The organism is Leptospira hartskeerlii, from assembly GCF_002811475.1.
GTDB lineage: Bacteria > Spirochaetota > Leptospiria > Leptospirales > Leptospiraceae > Leptospira_B > Leptospira_B hartskeerlii.
In genome coordinates this window covers 165995-182233 of record NZ_NPDL01000005.1, presented here as the reverse complement: position 1 = coordinate 182233, position 16239 = coordinate 165995, and the positions used below count along the sequence as shown (strand labels likewise).

At 40.9% G+C, this 16239-nt stretch carries 14 protein-coding genes; 11 read left to right on the top strand and 3 right to left on the bottom strand.

What is annotated here, in order from left to right; translation table 11 throughout:
• Positions 1–3: 3 nt before the first annotated feature.
• From feoB to CH352_RS10870, 4 genes are all read left to right on the top strand, one after another.
• A complete protein-coding gene (gene feoB, locus CH352_RS10885) occupies positions 4–2145 on the top strand; it encodes a ferrous iron transport protein B (RefSeq protein WP_100707142.1) in 2142 nt (713 codons plus the stop codon).
• A gap of 2 nt (positions 2146–2147) precedes the next feature.
• Positions 2148–4103, top strand: a complete 1956-nt coding sequence (locus tag CH352_RS10880) for an LTA synthase family protein (RefSeq protein ID WP_100707141.1) — start codon at positions 2148–2150, stop codon at positions 4101–4103.
• Between the two features lie 95 nt (positions 4104–4198).
• On the top strand, positions 4199–5212 hold the full coding sequence (locus CH352_RS10875) for an N-acetylneuraminate synthase family protein (RefSeq protein ID WP_100707140.1): 1014 nt from the start codon (positions 4199–4201) through the stop codon (positions 5210–5212).
• A 1-nt stretch (position 5213) separates the two neighbouring features.
• Entirely contained in the window at positions 5214–6320 is a 1107-nt protein-coding gene (locus CH352_RS10870) for a M23 family metallopeptidase (protein WP_100707139.1), read from the top strand.
• Here the strand turns inward: CH352_RS10870 and CH352_RS10865 are convergent.
• Together CH352_RS10865 and CH352_RS10860 are read right to left on the bottom strand one after the other, a co-directional pair.
• Positions 6317–7198, bottom strand: coding sequence for a DUF4349 domain-containing protein (locus tag CH352_RS10865; protein WP_100707138.1), 882 nt, complete (start codon positions 7196–7198; stop codon positions 6317–6319). The genes CH352_RS10870 and CH352_RS10865 overlap by 4 nt on opposite strands.
• 29 nt (positions 7199–7227) lie before the next feature.
• Positions 7228–7968, bottom strand: coding sequence for a TrmH family RNA methyltransferase (locus CH352_RS10860; protein ID WP_100707137.1), 741 nt, complete (start codon positions 7966–7968; stop codon positions 7228–7230).
• Positions 7969–8212: 244 nt separating this feature from the next.
• On the opposite strand from CH352_RS10860, the gene fliF reads away from it, so the two are divergent.
• From fliF to CH352_RS10825, 7 genes are all read left to right on the top strand, one after another.
• On the top strand, positions 8213–9913 hold the full coding sequence (fliF, locus tag CH352_RS10855; protein WP_100707136.1) for a flagellar basal-body MS-ring/collar protein FliF: 1701 nt from the start codon (positions 8213–8215) through the stop codon (positions 9911–9913).
• Positions 9913–10881, top strand: coding sequence for a FliG C-terminal domain-containing protein (locus CH352_RS10850; protein ID WP_100707135.1), 969 nt, complete (start codon positions 9913–9915; stop codon positions 10879–10881). The genes fliF and CH352_RS10850 overlap by 1 nt, the downstream gene beginning before the upstream one ends.
• A gap of 1 nt (position 10882) precedes the next feature.
• A complete protein-coding gene (gene fliH, locus CH352_RS10845; RefSeq protein ID WP_100707134.1) occupies positions 10883–11806 on the top strand; it encodes a flagellar assembly protein FliH in 924 nt (307 codons plus the stop codon).
• Positions 11807–12006: 200 nt separating this feature from the next.
• Positions 12007–13371, top strand: coding sequence for a FliI/YscN family ATPase (locus tag CH352_RS10840; RefSeq protein ID WP_100707133.1), 1365 nt, complete (start codon positions 12007–12009; stop codon positions 13369–13371).
• 3 nt (positions 13372–13374) lie between these two features.
• Positions 13375–13947 (top strand): flagellar export protein FliJ, encoded by a 573-nt coding sequence (gene fliJ, locus CH352_RS10835; protein ID WP_100707132.1) that lies wholly within the window; start codon positions 13375–13377, stop codon positions 13945–13947.
• 157 nt (positions 13948–14104) lie between these two features.
• Positions 14105–14746 (top strand): periplasmic-type flagellar collar protein FlbB, encoded by a 642-nt coding sequence (locus CH352_RS10830; RefSeq protein ID WP_100707131.1) that lies wholly within the window; start codon positions 14105–14107, stop codon positions 14744–14746.
• A 4-nt stretch (positions 14747–14750) separates the two neighbouring features.
• Positions 14751–15146: a TOBE domain-containing protein gene (locus tag CH352_RS10825; protein WP_100707130.1), complete on the top strand. Its 396-nt coding sequence runs from the start codon at positions 14751–14753 to the stop codon at positions 15144–15146.
• 46 nt (positions 15147–15192) lie between these two features.
• Here the strand turns inward: CH352_RS10825 and CH352_RS10820 are convergent, their stop codons facing one another.
• On the bottom strand, positions 15193–16227 hold the full coding sequence (locus tag CH352_RS10820; protein ID WP_100707316.1) for a DUF3089 domain-containing protein: 1035 nt from the start codon (positions 16225–16227) through the stop codon (positions 15193–15195).
• Positions 16228–16239 lie beyond the last annotated feature (12 nt).

Genomic DNA, 16239 nt, shown 5'->3' with positions numbered 1-16239 from the left:
TTTATGAAATTATTAAATACTGAAATACATACCCAGGAACATAAAACGGAAAAGTTCCGTGTCTTACTCACAGGGAATCCAAACTGCGGTAAGTCCACGTTATTTAATAGACTTACAGGACTTAGACAAAAAACGGGAAACTATCACGGTGTCACTGTAGAAAAAGCGGAAGGCTCAATCCATACAGAAGATAAAACTATACACATAGTAGATCTTCCAGGCGCATATAGTTTAGGCGGAGAATCGGAAGACAAACAAGTTACAACCCGCATCTTGCTCTCGAAAGAAACGGAAGATAAATTGATCTTCGTACTGGATGCAGTCGCAATCGAAAGAGGGCTTCAATTTTTACTTCAGGTATCTTCTCTCAAGATCCCAATGTTAGTTGCAGTCACAATGAACGATACCTTGGAAAAAAAGGGAGTTCATTTAGATCTGAAAGTTTTATCCAAGGCTTTCGGAGTTTCTTTCTATTTCGTAAACCCAAGGTCAGGAGAAGGTGTAGAGGTTTTAGAGAAAGTTTTGACGGACCCTTCTTCTTATAAGACCCCAAACCCAGATTTTTCCTGGGACAAAAAAAGAACTGCTTTGATCGAGTCCGTACTTTCTAAACTTTCGGTAGACGATCCGGATCCGGTTCGATTCGTATTAGAAAATAGTTTTAAAGAATTCAGCGGAGAAAGTCTGCAAACTGGGCTTCCCTCTTCCAATTTTTTTCCGGAAAAAACTCGTGATTTCATCCGATCGGAATGGGAAAAATCTAAATTAGAATTTTCTTATGGAGAAGAACTTGTCCAAAGATCCATCTGGATCAAAAAACTTTTGTCCAAAGCAATTTCCGGTTCTGAAATTTCCGAAAAAGGGATCTTAGGATTCGCAGACAAAATACTTCTCCACCCTATTTGGGGACTTGCGATCTTTTTAGGGATCATGGCATTAGTATTCCAATTCTTATTCACCTGGTCCGAAGTTCCGATGGATTGGATAGAAGGTAGAATTGGAGCTCTCGCGGATTGGACTGGAAATTATTTACCGGACGGCCCTGTGAGATCTCTCATCCAAGAAGGAATGATAGGCGGCGTAGGAGCAGTTTTAGTATTCGTTCCTCAGATCAGTTTGTTATTTTTATTCATAGGGATTATGGAAGAAAGCGGATATATTGCGAGAGCTTCGTTCCTAATGGACAGGTTTATGGGAAGATTCGGTCTTTCCGGAAAATCATTTATTCCGTTACTTTCCAGTGCGGCATGCGCTGTCCCAGCCATCATGGGAACTAGAACGATCGAAAACAAGGCGGACAGACTTACTACAATTTTAGTATCACCTCTGATTACATGCTCTGCAAGATATCCGGTTTATATTTTAGTAATAGGAACAGTCTTCTCCGCAGAACCTGTTTTTGGGATCTTCTCCCCTAAAGTACTAGCGTTATTCGGTCTTTTTTTATTGGGGATGTTTGCCTCTATGGGAGCTGCGTTCTTATTCAAAAAGACTTTTTTCAGATCAGAGCCTGCTTACTTTTTAATGGAACTTCCCAGATACCAATGGCCTTCTCTAAAAAGTTTATTTTTTACCGTTTATAAGAAACTAAAAGCATTCATAGGAAACGCAGGAAAAGTAATCCTATTTATTTCTATTATACTTTGGTTCTTGGCAAATTATCCAAGGGTAGAAGGTACTAAGACCGAAAATCTAAGCGCCTCACAAGCAAAGTCATTACAAATCTCTGAGTCATATGCAGGAAGAATGGGGAAAATGATGGAGCCTATCTTAGAACCGATCGGATTCGGTTGGAAGATGGGACTCGGGATCATCACTTCCTTTGCAGCGAGAGAGGTAATGGTGTCCACATTGTCCATTGTTTACGGGGTCCAAGGAGAAGATTCCGAAGACGAAAATCTAAGATCAGCTCTCAGAAAGGACAAAGATCCGGAAACTGGAAAACCTGTTTGGACAATCGCAAGCGCTTTGAGTTTACTCGTATTCTTTGCGTTCGCATGCCAATGTATGTCCACTCTAGCAGTAGTAAAAAAAGAGACAAACTCTCTATTTTGGCCATTTTTCATGTTCACGTACATGACTGTTCTTGCATATACTTCTTCTTTTTTAGTTTTCCATTTTTCTAAAGCAATAGGCTGGAATTAAGAATGTTAAAAAGGCTGCCTACAAACTTTAGGATAATTTTATTCTACTCTTTTTGCTTTCTGATCCTTCTTACCATCTTTAGATTTACATTACTCTTTATCTATTTTTCAAAACTGGGAAATTCGCCGACTAGCGAAATAATCACTTCCTTTTTGATCGGGATACGTTTCGACCTATGCGTGATCTCCATAGTGATCGCACTATCTTGGATCTTATCTTCTTTTCATTATCCGAACCGTTGGATAATCTACAGATATATTTGGGGAATTCTACCAATTCCATTATTCTTATGGATGACAGGACATTTGATCGGAGACACGATCTATTTCGGAGAGGCTGATAAACATCTAGGCTACGAAGGTTTTGTATTTTTAGGAAAAGATCTATTCATACTGATAGAAGCAGCGGTCAAAAATGACACTTTAAAAGTGGTTTTAGGACTAATCGGAATCTTCACAGGACTCCCAGCATTAATTTATCTTTTTATAAAATACAATGGGTATCAATATTCTTCTGAAAACAAGACCAAAGAATTAGCACAGATCCCCATCTCAATTATTCTATTACTGCTTCTTTTCCGAGGAGGGCTCCAAGCCAGACCATTAAGATCAACGGAAGCGATCCATTCAGAAAATCCGTTCTTAAACCAGCTTCCTTTGAACGGAGTGTTCACCACTATCATGGACCTAAAGTCCAAATCTATTCTTCCCGAATTACAAATGTCTAATGAAGAATCGATCCGGATCGTACAAAAGGAGATCGATTATCCGGGAGCGAAATTTATCGACCCTGAATATCCGCTCCTAAGAGAAACTTTAGAGACCAGAAAAGAAACTCCTCCCAATATAGTACTCATTCTTCTGGAAAGCTGGACTGGAAAATTCCTGAAACCGAACGGAGATGGTATTGTAGGAGGAAAAGAACTTACTCCTAATTTTAATTCTCTAATAAAAGAAGGCAGATATTATTCCAGATTTTTCGCAACCGGTGGGAGAACTGTGAACGGTCTCATGTCTGTTCTGACCGGAATTCCGGATCGCCCAGGTATTACAGTAGTTAGAACGCATCAAGTTTTAGGAAATTTCGGCGGCTTAGGCTCTTTGTTAAAAACTTTAGGATATTCTACTTATTTCGTGCATGGTGGAGATGTAGGATTTGATAATATGAGTTTTCTTTTTCCTCATTGGGGTTTCGACACAATCATCGGAAAAGAAGAAATTGAAAAAACAGGAAAATACAAATCAGGTGCCTGGGGATTTTACGACGGAGATGTATTAGAAGAACTGCATAGGACCATCTCAAAAGCAAAACAACCTTTTGCTGCAGTCAGCCTTACCCTAACCACTCACTATCCCTACCAATTACCCGAAACAGGAAAAAGTCCTTATCCGGAAACAATGAAGGATGGCGATTATTTTAATACTTACTCTTATTCGGACGAAGCCATCGGAAAATTTATGGAGAAGGCGAAAAAGTCTCCGTATTTTCAAAACACCATTTTTATATTCGTCGCGGATCATACTCATCATAGAGATCTTAATCCATTCGAAGATCGTAATATTCCACTTTTGATCTACTCTCCTAAGTATATTAAGCCTGGACTAGATCCTAAAATTTCCTCTCAGTTGGATATGATCCCCACTATCTTAGGTATTGTAGGTAAGAAGGTTAAATTTTCCTCCTTCGGTAAGGATCTACTTTCTAATTCGCCTCAATCAAAGCCCGGCGGTTCTTATTTTGCATTTTCAAGCGTGATCGGCTGGATCGAGAACGAGTATGCTCTTTATAGATCAACTGAGGGTGAACTTAGGGAAGCCTATCCTATGCCTTGGAGCGAGAACAAGTCAAAGTGCGCTTCTATCAAAGAAACCTGCGATGAGTATGAGCAAAAGGCAAAAGCGTTTTTGAATCTTAGTTATGAGCTTCTGAATACGAACCGGATCTTTCCGGAGAAGTAAGGGCGGTGCCCAGTGGATCAAAAATCCTTCCCTTTCCGACCAGGTATTCCGATCTTAGTCATGAGAGTGTTTAGCCTTTCATTTCAGGAGAAAGAATGTCTTTTTCGAAAAGTTTTCGTTTGGAAGAAAAATGGGAGATTAGTCCGGATTCTTCCCCGTTTATAATCGCCGAGATTGGATTGAATCATAATGCGGATCTGGAATTAGGTAAAAAAACCATCCAGGCTGCGAAAAAAGCGGGCGCAAACGCAGTAAAATTCCAGACCTATAAGACTGAAAATTTTTTAGATATTAAAAATCCGAAAGCTAAGGTCCTGGTAGATATTTTCCAGACTTACGAACTTTCAGAAAAACTACATATTGAATTTCAAAAAGCGGCAAGGGAAGAAGGTCTTTTCTTTTTCTCCACACCACTTGATCCAGGAAGCGTAGACCTTTTAGTAAACTTAGGAGTAGGAGCTCTTAAGATCGCAAGTGGAGATATCGTAAACAAACAGCTTCTCCAAAAATGTGCAGGCACAGGACTTCCATTATTTTTATCCAGCGGGGCTGCGGAAGGTTTTGAAGTCATCCGCGCATTAGAATATTTGGAAGCGGAAAAAGTAAAAGATCTAGTATTATTCCATTGTGTTTCTCTTTACCCTACTCCTCCGGAAAAAGCAAATTTACAAACCTTAGAATATTATAAAAATATATTTAACGGCCCTCTAGGTTTTTCTGACCATACTGCAGGAAGCCTCGCAGGAGCATTAGCGGTATCACTCGGCGCAAACGTTTTGGAAAAACATTTCACCTTAGATAAAGCTCTTCCTGGTCCGGACCATACTATTTCTGTTGATCCTTCTGAACTGAAATCTTATGTAGAAAATGCAAGACTTGCGTTTCAGATGAGAGGTGAAAGGAAGAAGGTTGTACAACCTCAGGAAGCAGGCGGTAGATTTTTCGGAAGAAGAGGATTATACGCGGATCAAAATGGAAATCCGATCTCTCTTCGTCCTGACCTAAGCCAAGAAGATAAAAGATATTTTGATTCTTGGAAGTTAGATGAGGCAAATTCCCTCGTCAAACAAGGCAAGGGTCCGAAACCGGGAGAATCTTTCTTATCTTAATATGATCCGAAAAATCTGTCTTTTATTTACGGCTCTTTCTTTCGGTATATCCGCAGCCCCCAAGTCTTATGGATCCTTGGGTTCCGAAGTGGATTTTTTGGATTTCGGAAAAGTGACAGTGGCACCCTTTTCTTATTCTGTATCTTCTTCTTATGACGAAGAATACGGTGCATTCAATCTATTCGATTCAAATCCTAAATCCTATTGGTATTCTTCCGGGGAGAATAAACCGGAGTGGATCATTGTAGATTTCGGTTCCAAGAGACTGATCAATTCGATCGAAGTATTGGTGCCCATGTTCCGAGGAAAAAGAGCGACTGACGAATACGAGATCCAAGTTCTCCACCAAGAAAACTGGAAAACTATTTTTAAAAACGATAAAGTCGATCTAATCAACCACCATGATCTTCCTCCGATCGACGCTTCAATTCTTAGATTATATTTTCCTAAAAAAGAAGAAAAGAGTATAGTGATCGGTGAATTTAAGATCCTGCTAAATGGTACGGTCCTAAATTCAGTATCCAGTAGATTCACCGGGTACCAATACCCTGTTCCGGACGGACTTCTTCCTGAAAAAGATTATCAACTCCCTGGGGCACCTAGAGAATATAGGAACGGGATCCACAAAGGATTAGATATTTATTATAAACGAGAAAAGATCGGTCCGCCTAGACGTTTGACCTTCGAAGATGTTCTGGTTTCTCCGGCCGATGGAACGATTATCCGCGCAGATCTAGATTATTCTCCTATGACACTTTCTGAATTTCAAAGATATTCTGCATTAGCCCAGAAAAATGGCGTAACTTATGTGGAAAAAGATTTTGGAGGCAGACAGGTTTGGATTGATCATGGGAACGGAGTTATGACTTCTTTTAACCATCTTTCCTCCATAAAAAGAGGGATCAAACCTGGAGCAAAAGTAAAATCAGGCGAAGAGATAGGTAACGTAGGCAACTCAGGTCTCATGGGAGAAGCAAAAGGAAATGATGAAAATATCCATTTGCATTTCGAGATCTGGGTAGATGGAGAATATTTAGGCGCTGGAGTTCCAACTAACCAGATTCGAAAACTTTTACAATTTTTCTTTTCTAAATCGAATCTAAATTAAAGAATTCCTTTAGATCTTAAATAACCTAAAATTTTTACTCCGAAGAACCAAGTGATCCAACCTCCGATTGCTGCAAATGCGTAGAGGAAGGAGAATAATAATCCGTATTTGATAGTCCACTCCAAGGATATTTTACATTTCTTTAAAAAAGTAACAAATCCTCCGGAGACTGCACCTGTTTCCTTTAATGTGAACTTTATCGTACAGAATTCATTCTCCTGATCAAATTCGCCTAACTTCACTCCTAGGTCTTGGATCTTACCTTCTATTTCTAAAATTTCTTTTTCCAGAGAGATCAATTCTTCTATTTTGCCGTTTCTTCCTTTTAAGCTTAAAAGTCCTGCTTTGGATTTTTCCAATGAGATTCGAGTGGCAGTGATGTTTTTATATTCGTTTGTTTTGTCAGTTTTGTTCACTGAGATAGAATCGATGGTTCCGATTGTCTGTATGGATTCTACCATAGAATCGAATTTGTCAGGATTTACTCCTATACCTAACTGTAATGTTCTTTTACCTGCAAGTCCGGATCTTTGTTCGTATTGGATGACACCTTTTGCATCTTCTACCATCTTACGGGTTTTCTTTTCGCTTTCATCAAACTCGGAAGTTTTGGAAGAAACTGCAGCTACCTTCTCGTATTTTTGGGAAGAGGCAGAAATCGGAGCCTTATCTTGGGGAGCATAAAACTTTTCGGACGCATAGTTCTTACGTCCATAATCGAAATTGATAGAAGAACCTTGCTCTTGGTTTACGATATTCGTTTCCGGACCGACTGCATAACTGTAGAAGAGTCGAATTATAAATAAAAAGGCAAAAATCCCTGCAAATACCAAAGAAAATTTTTTAACAAACTTAGAAACGCCGCTGAATTGTTCCATTCTACCCTACTTTTGGTCGAAATATTGATTTATTGGACCCTTGTGGATTCCGATCGGATCCTTTGCAACAAATCTGATTCCACAAGATTTCCGTTATGAAGACACTTTTTATAATAAGAATTTCGGATATAGACCCTCTCCTCTTCCGTTAAAGCCCAGTTGGGGACTTCCTTTCTCAATCTAAATACAAGATGAGAAAGCACAATTGCCACTGTTACCGAAATATTATAACTTTCAGTAAAACCGTACATTGGAAGTTTTAGAAATGCGTCCGCTTCTTCCATAGAATAAGAAGATAATCCTCTTTCTTCCGATCCGAATAATATTGCGGTCGGTTTATCTAACGGCAAAGTATCTAATTCGTAAGAATTTTCTAATATATGAGGAGAAGTTGCCACGATCCTGTAGCCCATCTCCTTTAAACCGCTTATACAATGTCTAGTATTATCGAAATTCTGTTTTTGGTATTTATGGATATGGATCCATTTTTGTGCGCCCAGAGAAATTCCTTCGTTCGGTTTGTAAGTGTTTCGATTCTCCACAACGTGCATCTCGGTTAAGCCTAAACATTCTGAAGTTCGCACCGGAGCACTAGCATTATAAGGTTGGAATATATCCTCCATTACAATTGTTAAGTACTTTGTGCGAAAAGAGGCAACTTCTTGGATCTTAGAAACCTTCTCCGCTGATATTAAAGTTTTAAAATATTCTTCTAACTGCTTCGCTTCTTCTAGATTTATAAAATTTGAATGTTCTTGAGTGAGTTTCATGTTCAAAATGTTTTATTTCCTAGACAATTCCTAAGCGAAAATCGGGGGCCATTGAAATTCCACTAAACATAAGAGTAGCAATTATGTACAACAAGATTTATTTTTCGCTTCGAAGCAGTTTCTAAAAGAGTTAATATAAAAAATCCGTAGAAAATAAAAAAATTCTAAAGTTTTTTTAAAAAGGGATTGTACTTTGTTTCCGAAAATCTATTATGTCCCCTATCTTGTCCGGTGGTGAAGGAAAATGCCCGAGCAATTACAAAAGATTCTGAACAATATCAAGGAGTTCTTCAACTCTTTAGATACTACAAAGAAACTGATTTTAGGTGGAGTAGCGATCACTGTGGTCGTTGCCTTAGGGCTTCTGACAACCGTTTCCTCTCAAAAGAATAAGGTTATACTCTTTCAAAACCTTACTGCAAAGGATTTTGCAGAGGTTACTAAAAAACTGGATTCCATGGGTTATTCTTACAGCACCGGAGACACGAGCATTGTGAGTGTGGATCCGGAACAAAGGCAAGAAATTATCACTAAACTTGCCCAAGAGAACCTGATCCCTGCAGGCGTGCAAGGATGGGAACTATTCAACGTGGAAAAATTCACGGAGACCCAGTTCGACAAGGACATCAAAAAATACAGGGCATTAAAAGGAGCCATCGAGCAATCCTTGATGACCCTAAGACCTGTAGACAAGGCATTCGTAAACATCGCAATACCGGAAGATGAACTGTTTAACTCGAATGCTTCTCCGGTAAAAGCCTCAGTCATTTTACATTTTATCCCTGGAGTCGAAGGGATTTCCAAAAAAGAAGTGAAAGGTATCGTAAACTTGGTCTCCAGAGCGGTTCCTAAACTCAAACCGGAAAACGTAGTAGTCGCAGATGCAGACGGCAAGATCATCTCCGACTTCGAAGAAGACTTAGAAAAAGAAAGATTAGAACTTAGAGTTGTCCAAGAGAAATTGAGGATCCAAGAAGAACAAAGGATCCAAAGATTAATCGACGTTAGAAATACTCTTCGTTGGTTCTTAGGCGGAGAAGACAGAGTAGATATCACTCGCTTTGAGTATATGCTAAACTGGGACAAAGAGTCCTATAAAGACAACCAAGTTTCTCCAGTAATCGAAAGACCGGACGATCCTAATACTCCTTACTCTGAATTAAAGATCGTAGACGGTTATAGTTTAAAAGTTTCTTCCAAAGAAACCAGCGAACAATTCACAGGAAGAGGTTTTACTCCGGATGGCCCTGCAGGAACGGAACCTAACCTTCCACCTGGATACAAAGACACCGACTATCAAAAAGCGGATTATAAGAAAACCGAGAATATTAATAACTTCGAATTCAACAGAAGAGTGAGCGAAGTCCAAAAACAACCTTGGAAGATCGAAAAAGTAAATCTTTCGGTGGTAGTGGACGGTCAATGGACTAAAAAAGAAAACGCAGACGGAACCGGATACGACAGAACTTATATCCCTGTTTCGGATGATGATATTCGAACTGTCCGCAAAAACTTAGAAGCAGCAGTAGGAATAGACAAAGCAAGAGGAGACCAAATCTCCGTAATCAGCATCGCTAAAGACCGCTCTGCTCAGTTCGCCGCAGAAGACGAAGAATTAAGAAAACAGAAAGCGATCCGCCAAATGGTTATCGCATCTTTGGTTATCGTTTTATTCTTAATACTCACTATCCTCATCTACAGAGCGATCAAAAAAGAAATCGCAAGACGCCGCAGACTGCGCGAAGAAGAACTCGCAGCAATGCAGCAGATGATGAGAGAAGCAGCTCTCCGAGTCATGGACGACGGAAGCGCAGAAGTCGAACTCTCTCTGGACGAAAAACTCAGAAGAGAACTTCTCGAAAACGCGATCAACCTTGCCAGGGAAAAACCGGAAGAAGTCGCACAACTTCTCCGCACCTGGTTATCTGAAGAGGAAGCAACCTAATGAGTATCCTGTCCGGAAAAAGAAACCGGGCGGGACAGCTCCTCCGAATCCTGGGGGAGCATCTTCCCCCGGAAGTGTTTCGCCATCTTGGTCCTCAGGACACGTCGAAACTTTTAGAAAGTTTTCACAAGTCCGGCAAAATAGAAGCGAAACAAGAAAGAGAACTTTTGGGATCCTTCTTAGAAGGACTCTCCAGTGTCCCGAAAGAAGGGATCGATCGAGATACCTTGGCTTTAATCCAAGAACTCGAAACCATCTTAAAAGAAGATTTGGTTACAGAACCGGATTGGTCCGAGGAACTCAAATCCTATACAAAGGATGAACTTTCTAAGATCGTAGCGGGAGAATCCGCAGACAGGATCGCACTCATATTCTGCTACGCGGATCCGGATACTTCTGCCAGAGTATTGGAAGAATTCCCGGAAGAAACCCAGGAGGAGATCCTACTTTCCATCCGGAATTTGGACCTTTCTTCTGCGGGACTTATGGACTCTTTGGAGAGGTTTCTACGCTTCAAAAAAGAAGTCCTGAAATCTCCCCAGTCTGGAGTTCCTACCAGGGATAAGGGTGGCAAGAGAGCCGCAGAACTTTTGGGTAAATTGGACCCCCAAGATTCCCAGAAATTATTCTCCCGGATACGCGAAAAGAGCCAGTCGTTTGCCGAAAATATAAATAAGCATTTCTTCCGAATGGAAGACCTGATGGATCTGAGCCGTGAAGCCCTAAACAAGTTTATGGGTGAACTCCATCCGATCGTGACCGCGACCGCTTTTAAAGGCACCGAACCGGAAACGAAACAGGTCTTATTGGAGAGGTTAGATCCTTCTCTTGCCTCCTCCATCCGATTGGAAGAAGATTCTATGGGCCCGGTTTCTCTCGCAGAGATTGAAACCGCTCAGAACGGACTACTTGAAATTTTTAAGGAATCCGTAGAATCAGGAAGAATCAAGTTCCGGAGAAAGAACTAATATGGCAAAACTAGTCTTCAAACCTATCCAGATAGCGGACATGCAGGATCAGGTAGAGCTGCAAATTCCGGACAAATATAAAAAATTCCATAGGGACGAAGACGCCGAAGAGTTCGAAGTCGACCAAGAAGGAAATATTATAGAGCAATACCAAGGTCCTTCCATCGAAGAGATCGAAGCAGAGCTCAACCGTTATAAAGAAGAAACGGAAGAAAATATCAAAACAATGCTCGAAGAATCCCGCCGTAAGTCGGAGGAGATCGAGGAAGAAGGTCGTAAAAAAGCCTTCCAGATGATCCAGGATTCCAAAGAGAAAATCAAACTCGACGAGGATTCAGGTAAGGCCAAAGCGGAACAGATCTTGGAAAGAGCCAAGATGGAAGCCGAAAGAATGATCAAAGAAGCCGAGATGAAAACGGCAGAGATCGAACACGAAGCTTACTTAAAGGGATTCGAAGCAGGACGAGAAGTTGGTTTCAGAAAAGGACAAGGAGAAGTCCGACGCCTTATTGACCGTCTCGGAACAATCGTAGGTAAAGCGATAGATATCCGTGCCGAACTTATCCAGGCTTCCGAAAAACAGATGGTGGAGATGATCCTGATCATCGCTCGTAAGATCATCAAAGACGAGATCATAGAACGTAAAGAAATCGTACTCAATAATATTCGGGAAGCCCTGAAACGTATCAAAGACAGGGACCGCGTGGATATTCGGGTCAACTTTGCGGATTTGGAAATCACCACTGCTCACAAAGACGAGCTTATCAAACTCATGGAGTCTCTTCGCAAGGTCAATATCTACGAAGACTCTCGCGTCGACAGAGGCGGGGTCATTATCGAGACAGATGTTGGTGCCATCGATGCAAGGATCTCTACACAGCTCAAAGAAATCGAAGAAGCTATTCGAAATGCGGAGCCGATCTAATCTAACATTCACGTCCAAACTTAGTCTCCTACCCGGCCGCCGAAACCAAAGGCGGTCGGGTCAGGGGGGTTTTCTTTGTAGGCACTTCGACAGATTTTACTTTGCTCTCCTAAGTGACATAATTCAGTTATATTCTCATTATCACTTGACTCCGGGTAAAATCCCAGGGACAGTATCCTCACTCTTTCGAGCCTAAGATCATGATAGAGAAGAAGTTTCACGAAAAGGTAGACGTCATCTCCAAGTATTTCCTGATCTTGGACCGGACAGAAACCATCCGCAAATCCGGGCGAGTCGTTCGCGTCTCCGGGAACGTAATTTATTCAGAAGGACCTCCGGACTCCAAGATCGGAGAGATCATGGAAGTCCAAAAAGCAGGAACAGAAGGCTACCTACAATGTGAGATCGTAGGTTTCGAAAATCATGTATATACACTAATGCCTTTGGGTCCCGTGGAAGGAGTATATCCTGACGCATTCGTGTTTTCTTCGGGAAGAAGTTTGAATGTTCCGGTAGGCAGAGAACTACTTGGCCGAGTTCTGAACGGCGTAGGACGTCCAATCGACAAGAAAGGGCTTATCATCACTTCGGAAGAAAAATCTCCGGAGGGAGAAAGTATCAATCCTCTGGATCGACCGGTGATCCGGGACATTCTTCTTACAGGCGTAAGAGCGATAGATGGAATTTTAACAGTAGGTAGAGGACAAAGATTAGGGATCTTCTCCGGATCCGGTGTCGGAAAGTCGAGCTTACTAGGTATGATCGCGAGATTCACTAACGCAGATGTAAACGTGATCGCACTCGTAGGAGAACGAGGCAGAGAGGTGAACGAATTTTTGGAAAGAGACCTAGGAAAAGAAGGTCTCGCAAAATCGGTGGTCTTCGCTGCAACCTCCGACGCGCCTAAGATGGAACAGGTAAACTGCGCCCTACTCGCCACTTCCGTTGCGGAATATTTCAGGGAGCAAGGACTTCACGTAAACTTAATGATGGATTCCCTGACTAGATTTGCACATGCAAATAGAGAGATCTCCGTTTCCAACCATGAACCTCCGATCACAAGAGGATTTAGTTCATCTGTTTTTACTAAATTAGCAAAACTTGTTGAACGTTCCGGTACTTCCAAATCAGGAGGAAGCATCACGGGATTTTATACAATACTGACAGACACGGACGAGATGGAAGACCCTATCGCGGATGCAGTCCGAGGTTATATAGATGGTCACATCATTCTTTCCCGTAAACTTGCGGAAAGAAACCATTATCCTGCAATCGATGTGCCCGCTTCTCTTTCCAGGGTAATGCAATCGATCGTAGAGGAAGACCAGTATATGAGAGCTGGTATGATCCGAGAATTGATCTCCACTTATAATTCGGTGGAAGAATTAATCTTATTAAACGCGTATGTAAGAGGATCCGATCCAAAAGTGGATCTTGCCATCCGTAAAAAAGATAAGATAGATTCTTATCTAAAACAAAGACTAGCGGAAAGAAGTCTTTTTCCGCAAACTGTCAGCGGCTTAAAAGATATTTTAAAAGAAGAAAGAGAAGAAGAGGAATTTTAATCTATGAAAAGATTCCAATTCAGGCTCGAGCCAGTACTTCGCTTAAAGAAGATCAAAGAGGACCAGAAACTCAAAGAACTTTCTGAACTTGTAGCGGAAGTAAACCAAAGACAATCCGAAATAGATTCTAACGAAGCCAAGATACATTCCTTATCTTCTACCGAGCTGGGCGGAAGCACAGACTTAAGAGAATATTCTTATTTGCAGACTTATATGAGACAACTTCTAACTCGAAATACAGAGTTAGAGACCGAGATACGTTCTTTCGATGAACCTGTGGGAAAAAAAAGAACGGAAGTTTCTGAGGCAAGAAAAGAAAAGAAGGTACTGGAACTTCTAAAAGAAAACCGCTTCAAGGAGTATATGCATTCCTATAGAAAAGCGGAAAGAATCCAGGCAGAAGAGCAATTTTTAGCAGATCTTTATAGGAAAACTAGGGAGGAAATTTATGGGGACGATAGATCTAAGCGGGATCCGAAAGTATTTACCTATGATACGGGAGGCGTCGAGCGCACCGGTACAGAAGATGCGGGACTTTCTGAACTCAGAAAACTTTACGAGCGTTATAAAAAGTGACCTCCCTTTTTTAGAAGTACGCAAAACAGTAGAATCTTCCGATCCTTTAATCGGGAGTATGGCAAATCTCCAAGATAAAATTTCTCATTTGGAAAATAAGGCAGGAGAATTGGAAAAAAGAATTTCAGGCTCCAGGCTGGACATCCGGGTATAAAAAGTGGCAAGTTTAACTGACAAAGCAAGAGCAGTATATCTAGTACTTCTGATCTTCTTCCTAGTGTTGATCGGATTTTTTGCGTTCCATTATTTTCAGATCATAGACGCTGCTGAAATTTTTCCTTTTTTAAGAACAGAACCTGGCTTAGTGAATGCCGACTCTGAGTCCCCTTCCGAATTAGAAAAGTTGGAATTCCGTAAAGAAATGGAAAGACTCGCCAAAGACAGAGACGAGATCTCTCAGAAAGAAGACGAATTAAAAAAAGAAAAAGAGCGCTTGGAAGCGGAATTGGAAAAGATTGAGGAACTCAAGAGAGGTCTTACTTCCAAGGAGAATGAGCTCAAGTCTTCTGAATCCGAAAGGAATAGCCGAGGTAAGTTGGTTAAGGTTATGGCGGAGAAGGTCGCAAATATGCCTCCGGACAACGCAGTGCAGATGTTAACCAATTGGCCGGATAAAGACATTATAGATGTATTCATTCAAATGGACAAGGACGCGGAACAGGACGGTAGACAAACAATCACCACCTATCTCCTCACCCTGTTCCCTGCAGAACGTAGGGCGAATATTACAAATAAATGGTTATCCCGATCCGACGTGATCAAAGCTCCCGAATCCAATTCTGAGTCGGAAGAACTTTAAAATTATGAAAAAGAAAACAATTCTCTTTTTTTCACTATTCCTAATTTCTACGGGAGCTATTTACTCTAAGAGTAAAAAAGCTTCCACGCCTGCAAAACCTAAATATGTCTCTGGCGAAGAGCTAGTCAATAATCCAGGGAAAGCCGTAGGAGAAACTGTTAGAGTCGCCGGGACAGTAACTCATGTACTATACAAAGGAAATTCTATCCGATTTGTAGTCCACTTCTCTGGAAAACCGGTGGTCTTAGACTCGGACGATTACAGCTTAATGAATCGTGTGTCAGTAGGTTCTTACGTTGAGGTCTGCGGGTTTTATTTAAAAAACAAGAAGTTAGATCTGGATGGAAGAAGAACTGATATGCCTTCTATCGTGATAGAACAGACTTATTGTTCGAATTAAAGTTTCGCACGGAGACACAGATTACTTTTTAAGCTCTGTGTTCTCCCTACTTCTTCTTTAAAAAACTTTCTAATCTTTCTTTAGCGTTTTTTCTAATATTCGCGTAGAAGAAATGAAAATCTCCGGTATGTAAATTTCCATCTTTTCCTAGGTTTGGGGTCCGGCTTATCTCAGGTTCATGTATCCATAAAACTCCGGAATTACATTTCGCGTCAGCAATACCAGGGATCAATTGATCAAAACTTCGATTTATGCTTCCCAAATTTTCCGACTTAGCAGAATACTCCTCATCCTGTTTCCAACTCAATGGATTCACACAAACGGTCTCTTTTCCATATCTGTCCAATAATCTACCAGGAGAATTTCCCCAAATATAGGAATTCCAACCTACAACACATCCTGTTTGTTTCGGATCGGAACATACAGGCAAACCCGTCTCTTCTTGTTTAAAAGGAAACCCGATGGAATAAGAAACAATCAAGTTTTTCTTATATTCCGAATTAGAAGAAATCACCTCTTTAAGTAAACGGACAGAATGCCTGGTGCCTTGGCTATGAGACGCAATGATAAAAGGCCGACCTTTATTCCAGTTTTTCATATAATATAGAAAGGCGTTCTTCACATCTTGGAATGCAAGATCTAACGCGGCCTCACCTTCCGGAGCATCCTTTGTAAAAACAAAAAATGCCGCCTGTCTGTATCTCGGAGCATAGACCTTACAACATTCGTTGAATGCGCTTGCTTGGGTTTTGATCGGATGTTTATCAGTTCTTTCGTTTAGGCTCTCATCTTTTAGATCTCCGTTCCAATATTTAGGTCGAAGAAGTAAAGTAGTTGGATGAATATAAAAAATATCCGCGTCTGCCAAAGATTGGTTTTCCTTTAAACCTGAATTTTCAGGAACAAGATCCGCATTATCTTTTTTATCAGGAAGTGCAGCCCAAAATTCCTGTTTAGAATAATCAGGAGGAGTTAAATTTTTACTCTCTTCAAAATCCTTTCTGGGTTTGATAAGCATTATACATTGGAAACTAATAACTGCGAGTATAGAAACGAAAAGTGAATTGCGTAAGAATTTCATATTACTAGGTCC

Coding starts and splice junctions, on each gene's coding strand:
- feoB (WP_100707142.1), top strand. CDS start 4: ATGAAATTATTAAATACTGAAATACATACCCAGGAACATAAAACGGAA.
- CH352_RS10880 (WP_100707141.1), top strand. CDS start 2,148: ATGTTAAAAAGGCTGCCTACAAACTTTAGGATAATTTTATTCTACTCT.
- CH352_RS10875 (WP_100707140.1), top strand. CDS start 4,199: ATGTCTTTTTCGAAAAGTTTTCGTTTGGAAGAAAAATGGGAGATTAGT.
- CH352_RS10870 (WP_100707139.1), top strand. CDS start 5,214: ATGATCCGAAAAATCTGTCTTTTATTTACGGCTCTTTCTTTCGGTATA.
- CH352_RS10865 (WP_100707138.1), bottom strand. CDS start 7,198: ATGGAACAATTCAGCGGCGTTTCTAAGTTTGTTAAAAAATTTTCTTTG.
- CH352_RS10860 (WP_100707137.1), bottom strand. CDS start 7,968: ATGAAACTCACTCAAGAACATTCAAATTTTATAAATCTAGAAGAAGCG.
- fliF (WP_100707136.1), top strand. CDS start 8,213: ATGCCCGAGCAATTACAAAAGATTCTGAACAATATCAAGGAGTTCTTC.
- CH352_RS10850 (WP_100707135.1), top strand. CDS start 9,913: ATGAGTATCCTGTCCGGAAAAAGAAACCGGGCGGGACAGCTCCTCCGA.
- fliH (WP_100707134.1), top strand. CDS start 10,883: ATGGCAAAACTAGTCTTCAAACCTATCCAGATAGCGGACATGCAGGAT.
- CH352_RS10840 (WP_100707133.1), top strand. CDS start 12,007: ATGATAGAGAAGAAGTTTCACGAAAAGGTAGACGTCATCTCCAAGTAT.
- fliJ (WP_100707132.1), top strand. CDS start 13,375: ATGAAAAGATTCCAATTCAGGCTCGAGCCAGTACTTCGCTTAAAGAAG.
- CH352_RS10825 (WP_100707130.1), top strand. CDS start 14,751: ATGAAAAAGAAAACAATTCTCTTTTTTTCACTATTCCTAATTTCTACG.
- CH352_RS10820 (WP_100707316.1), bottom strand. CDS start 16,227: ATGAAATTCTTACGCAATTCACTTTTCGTTTCTATACTCGCAGTTATT.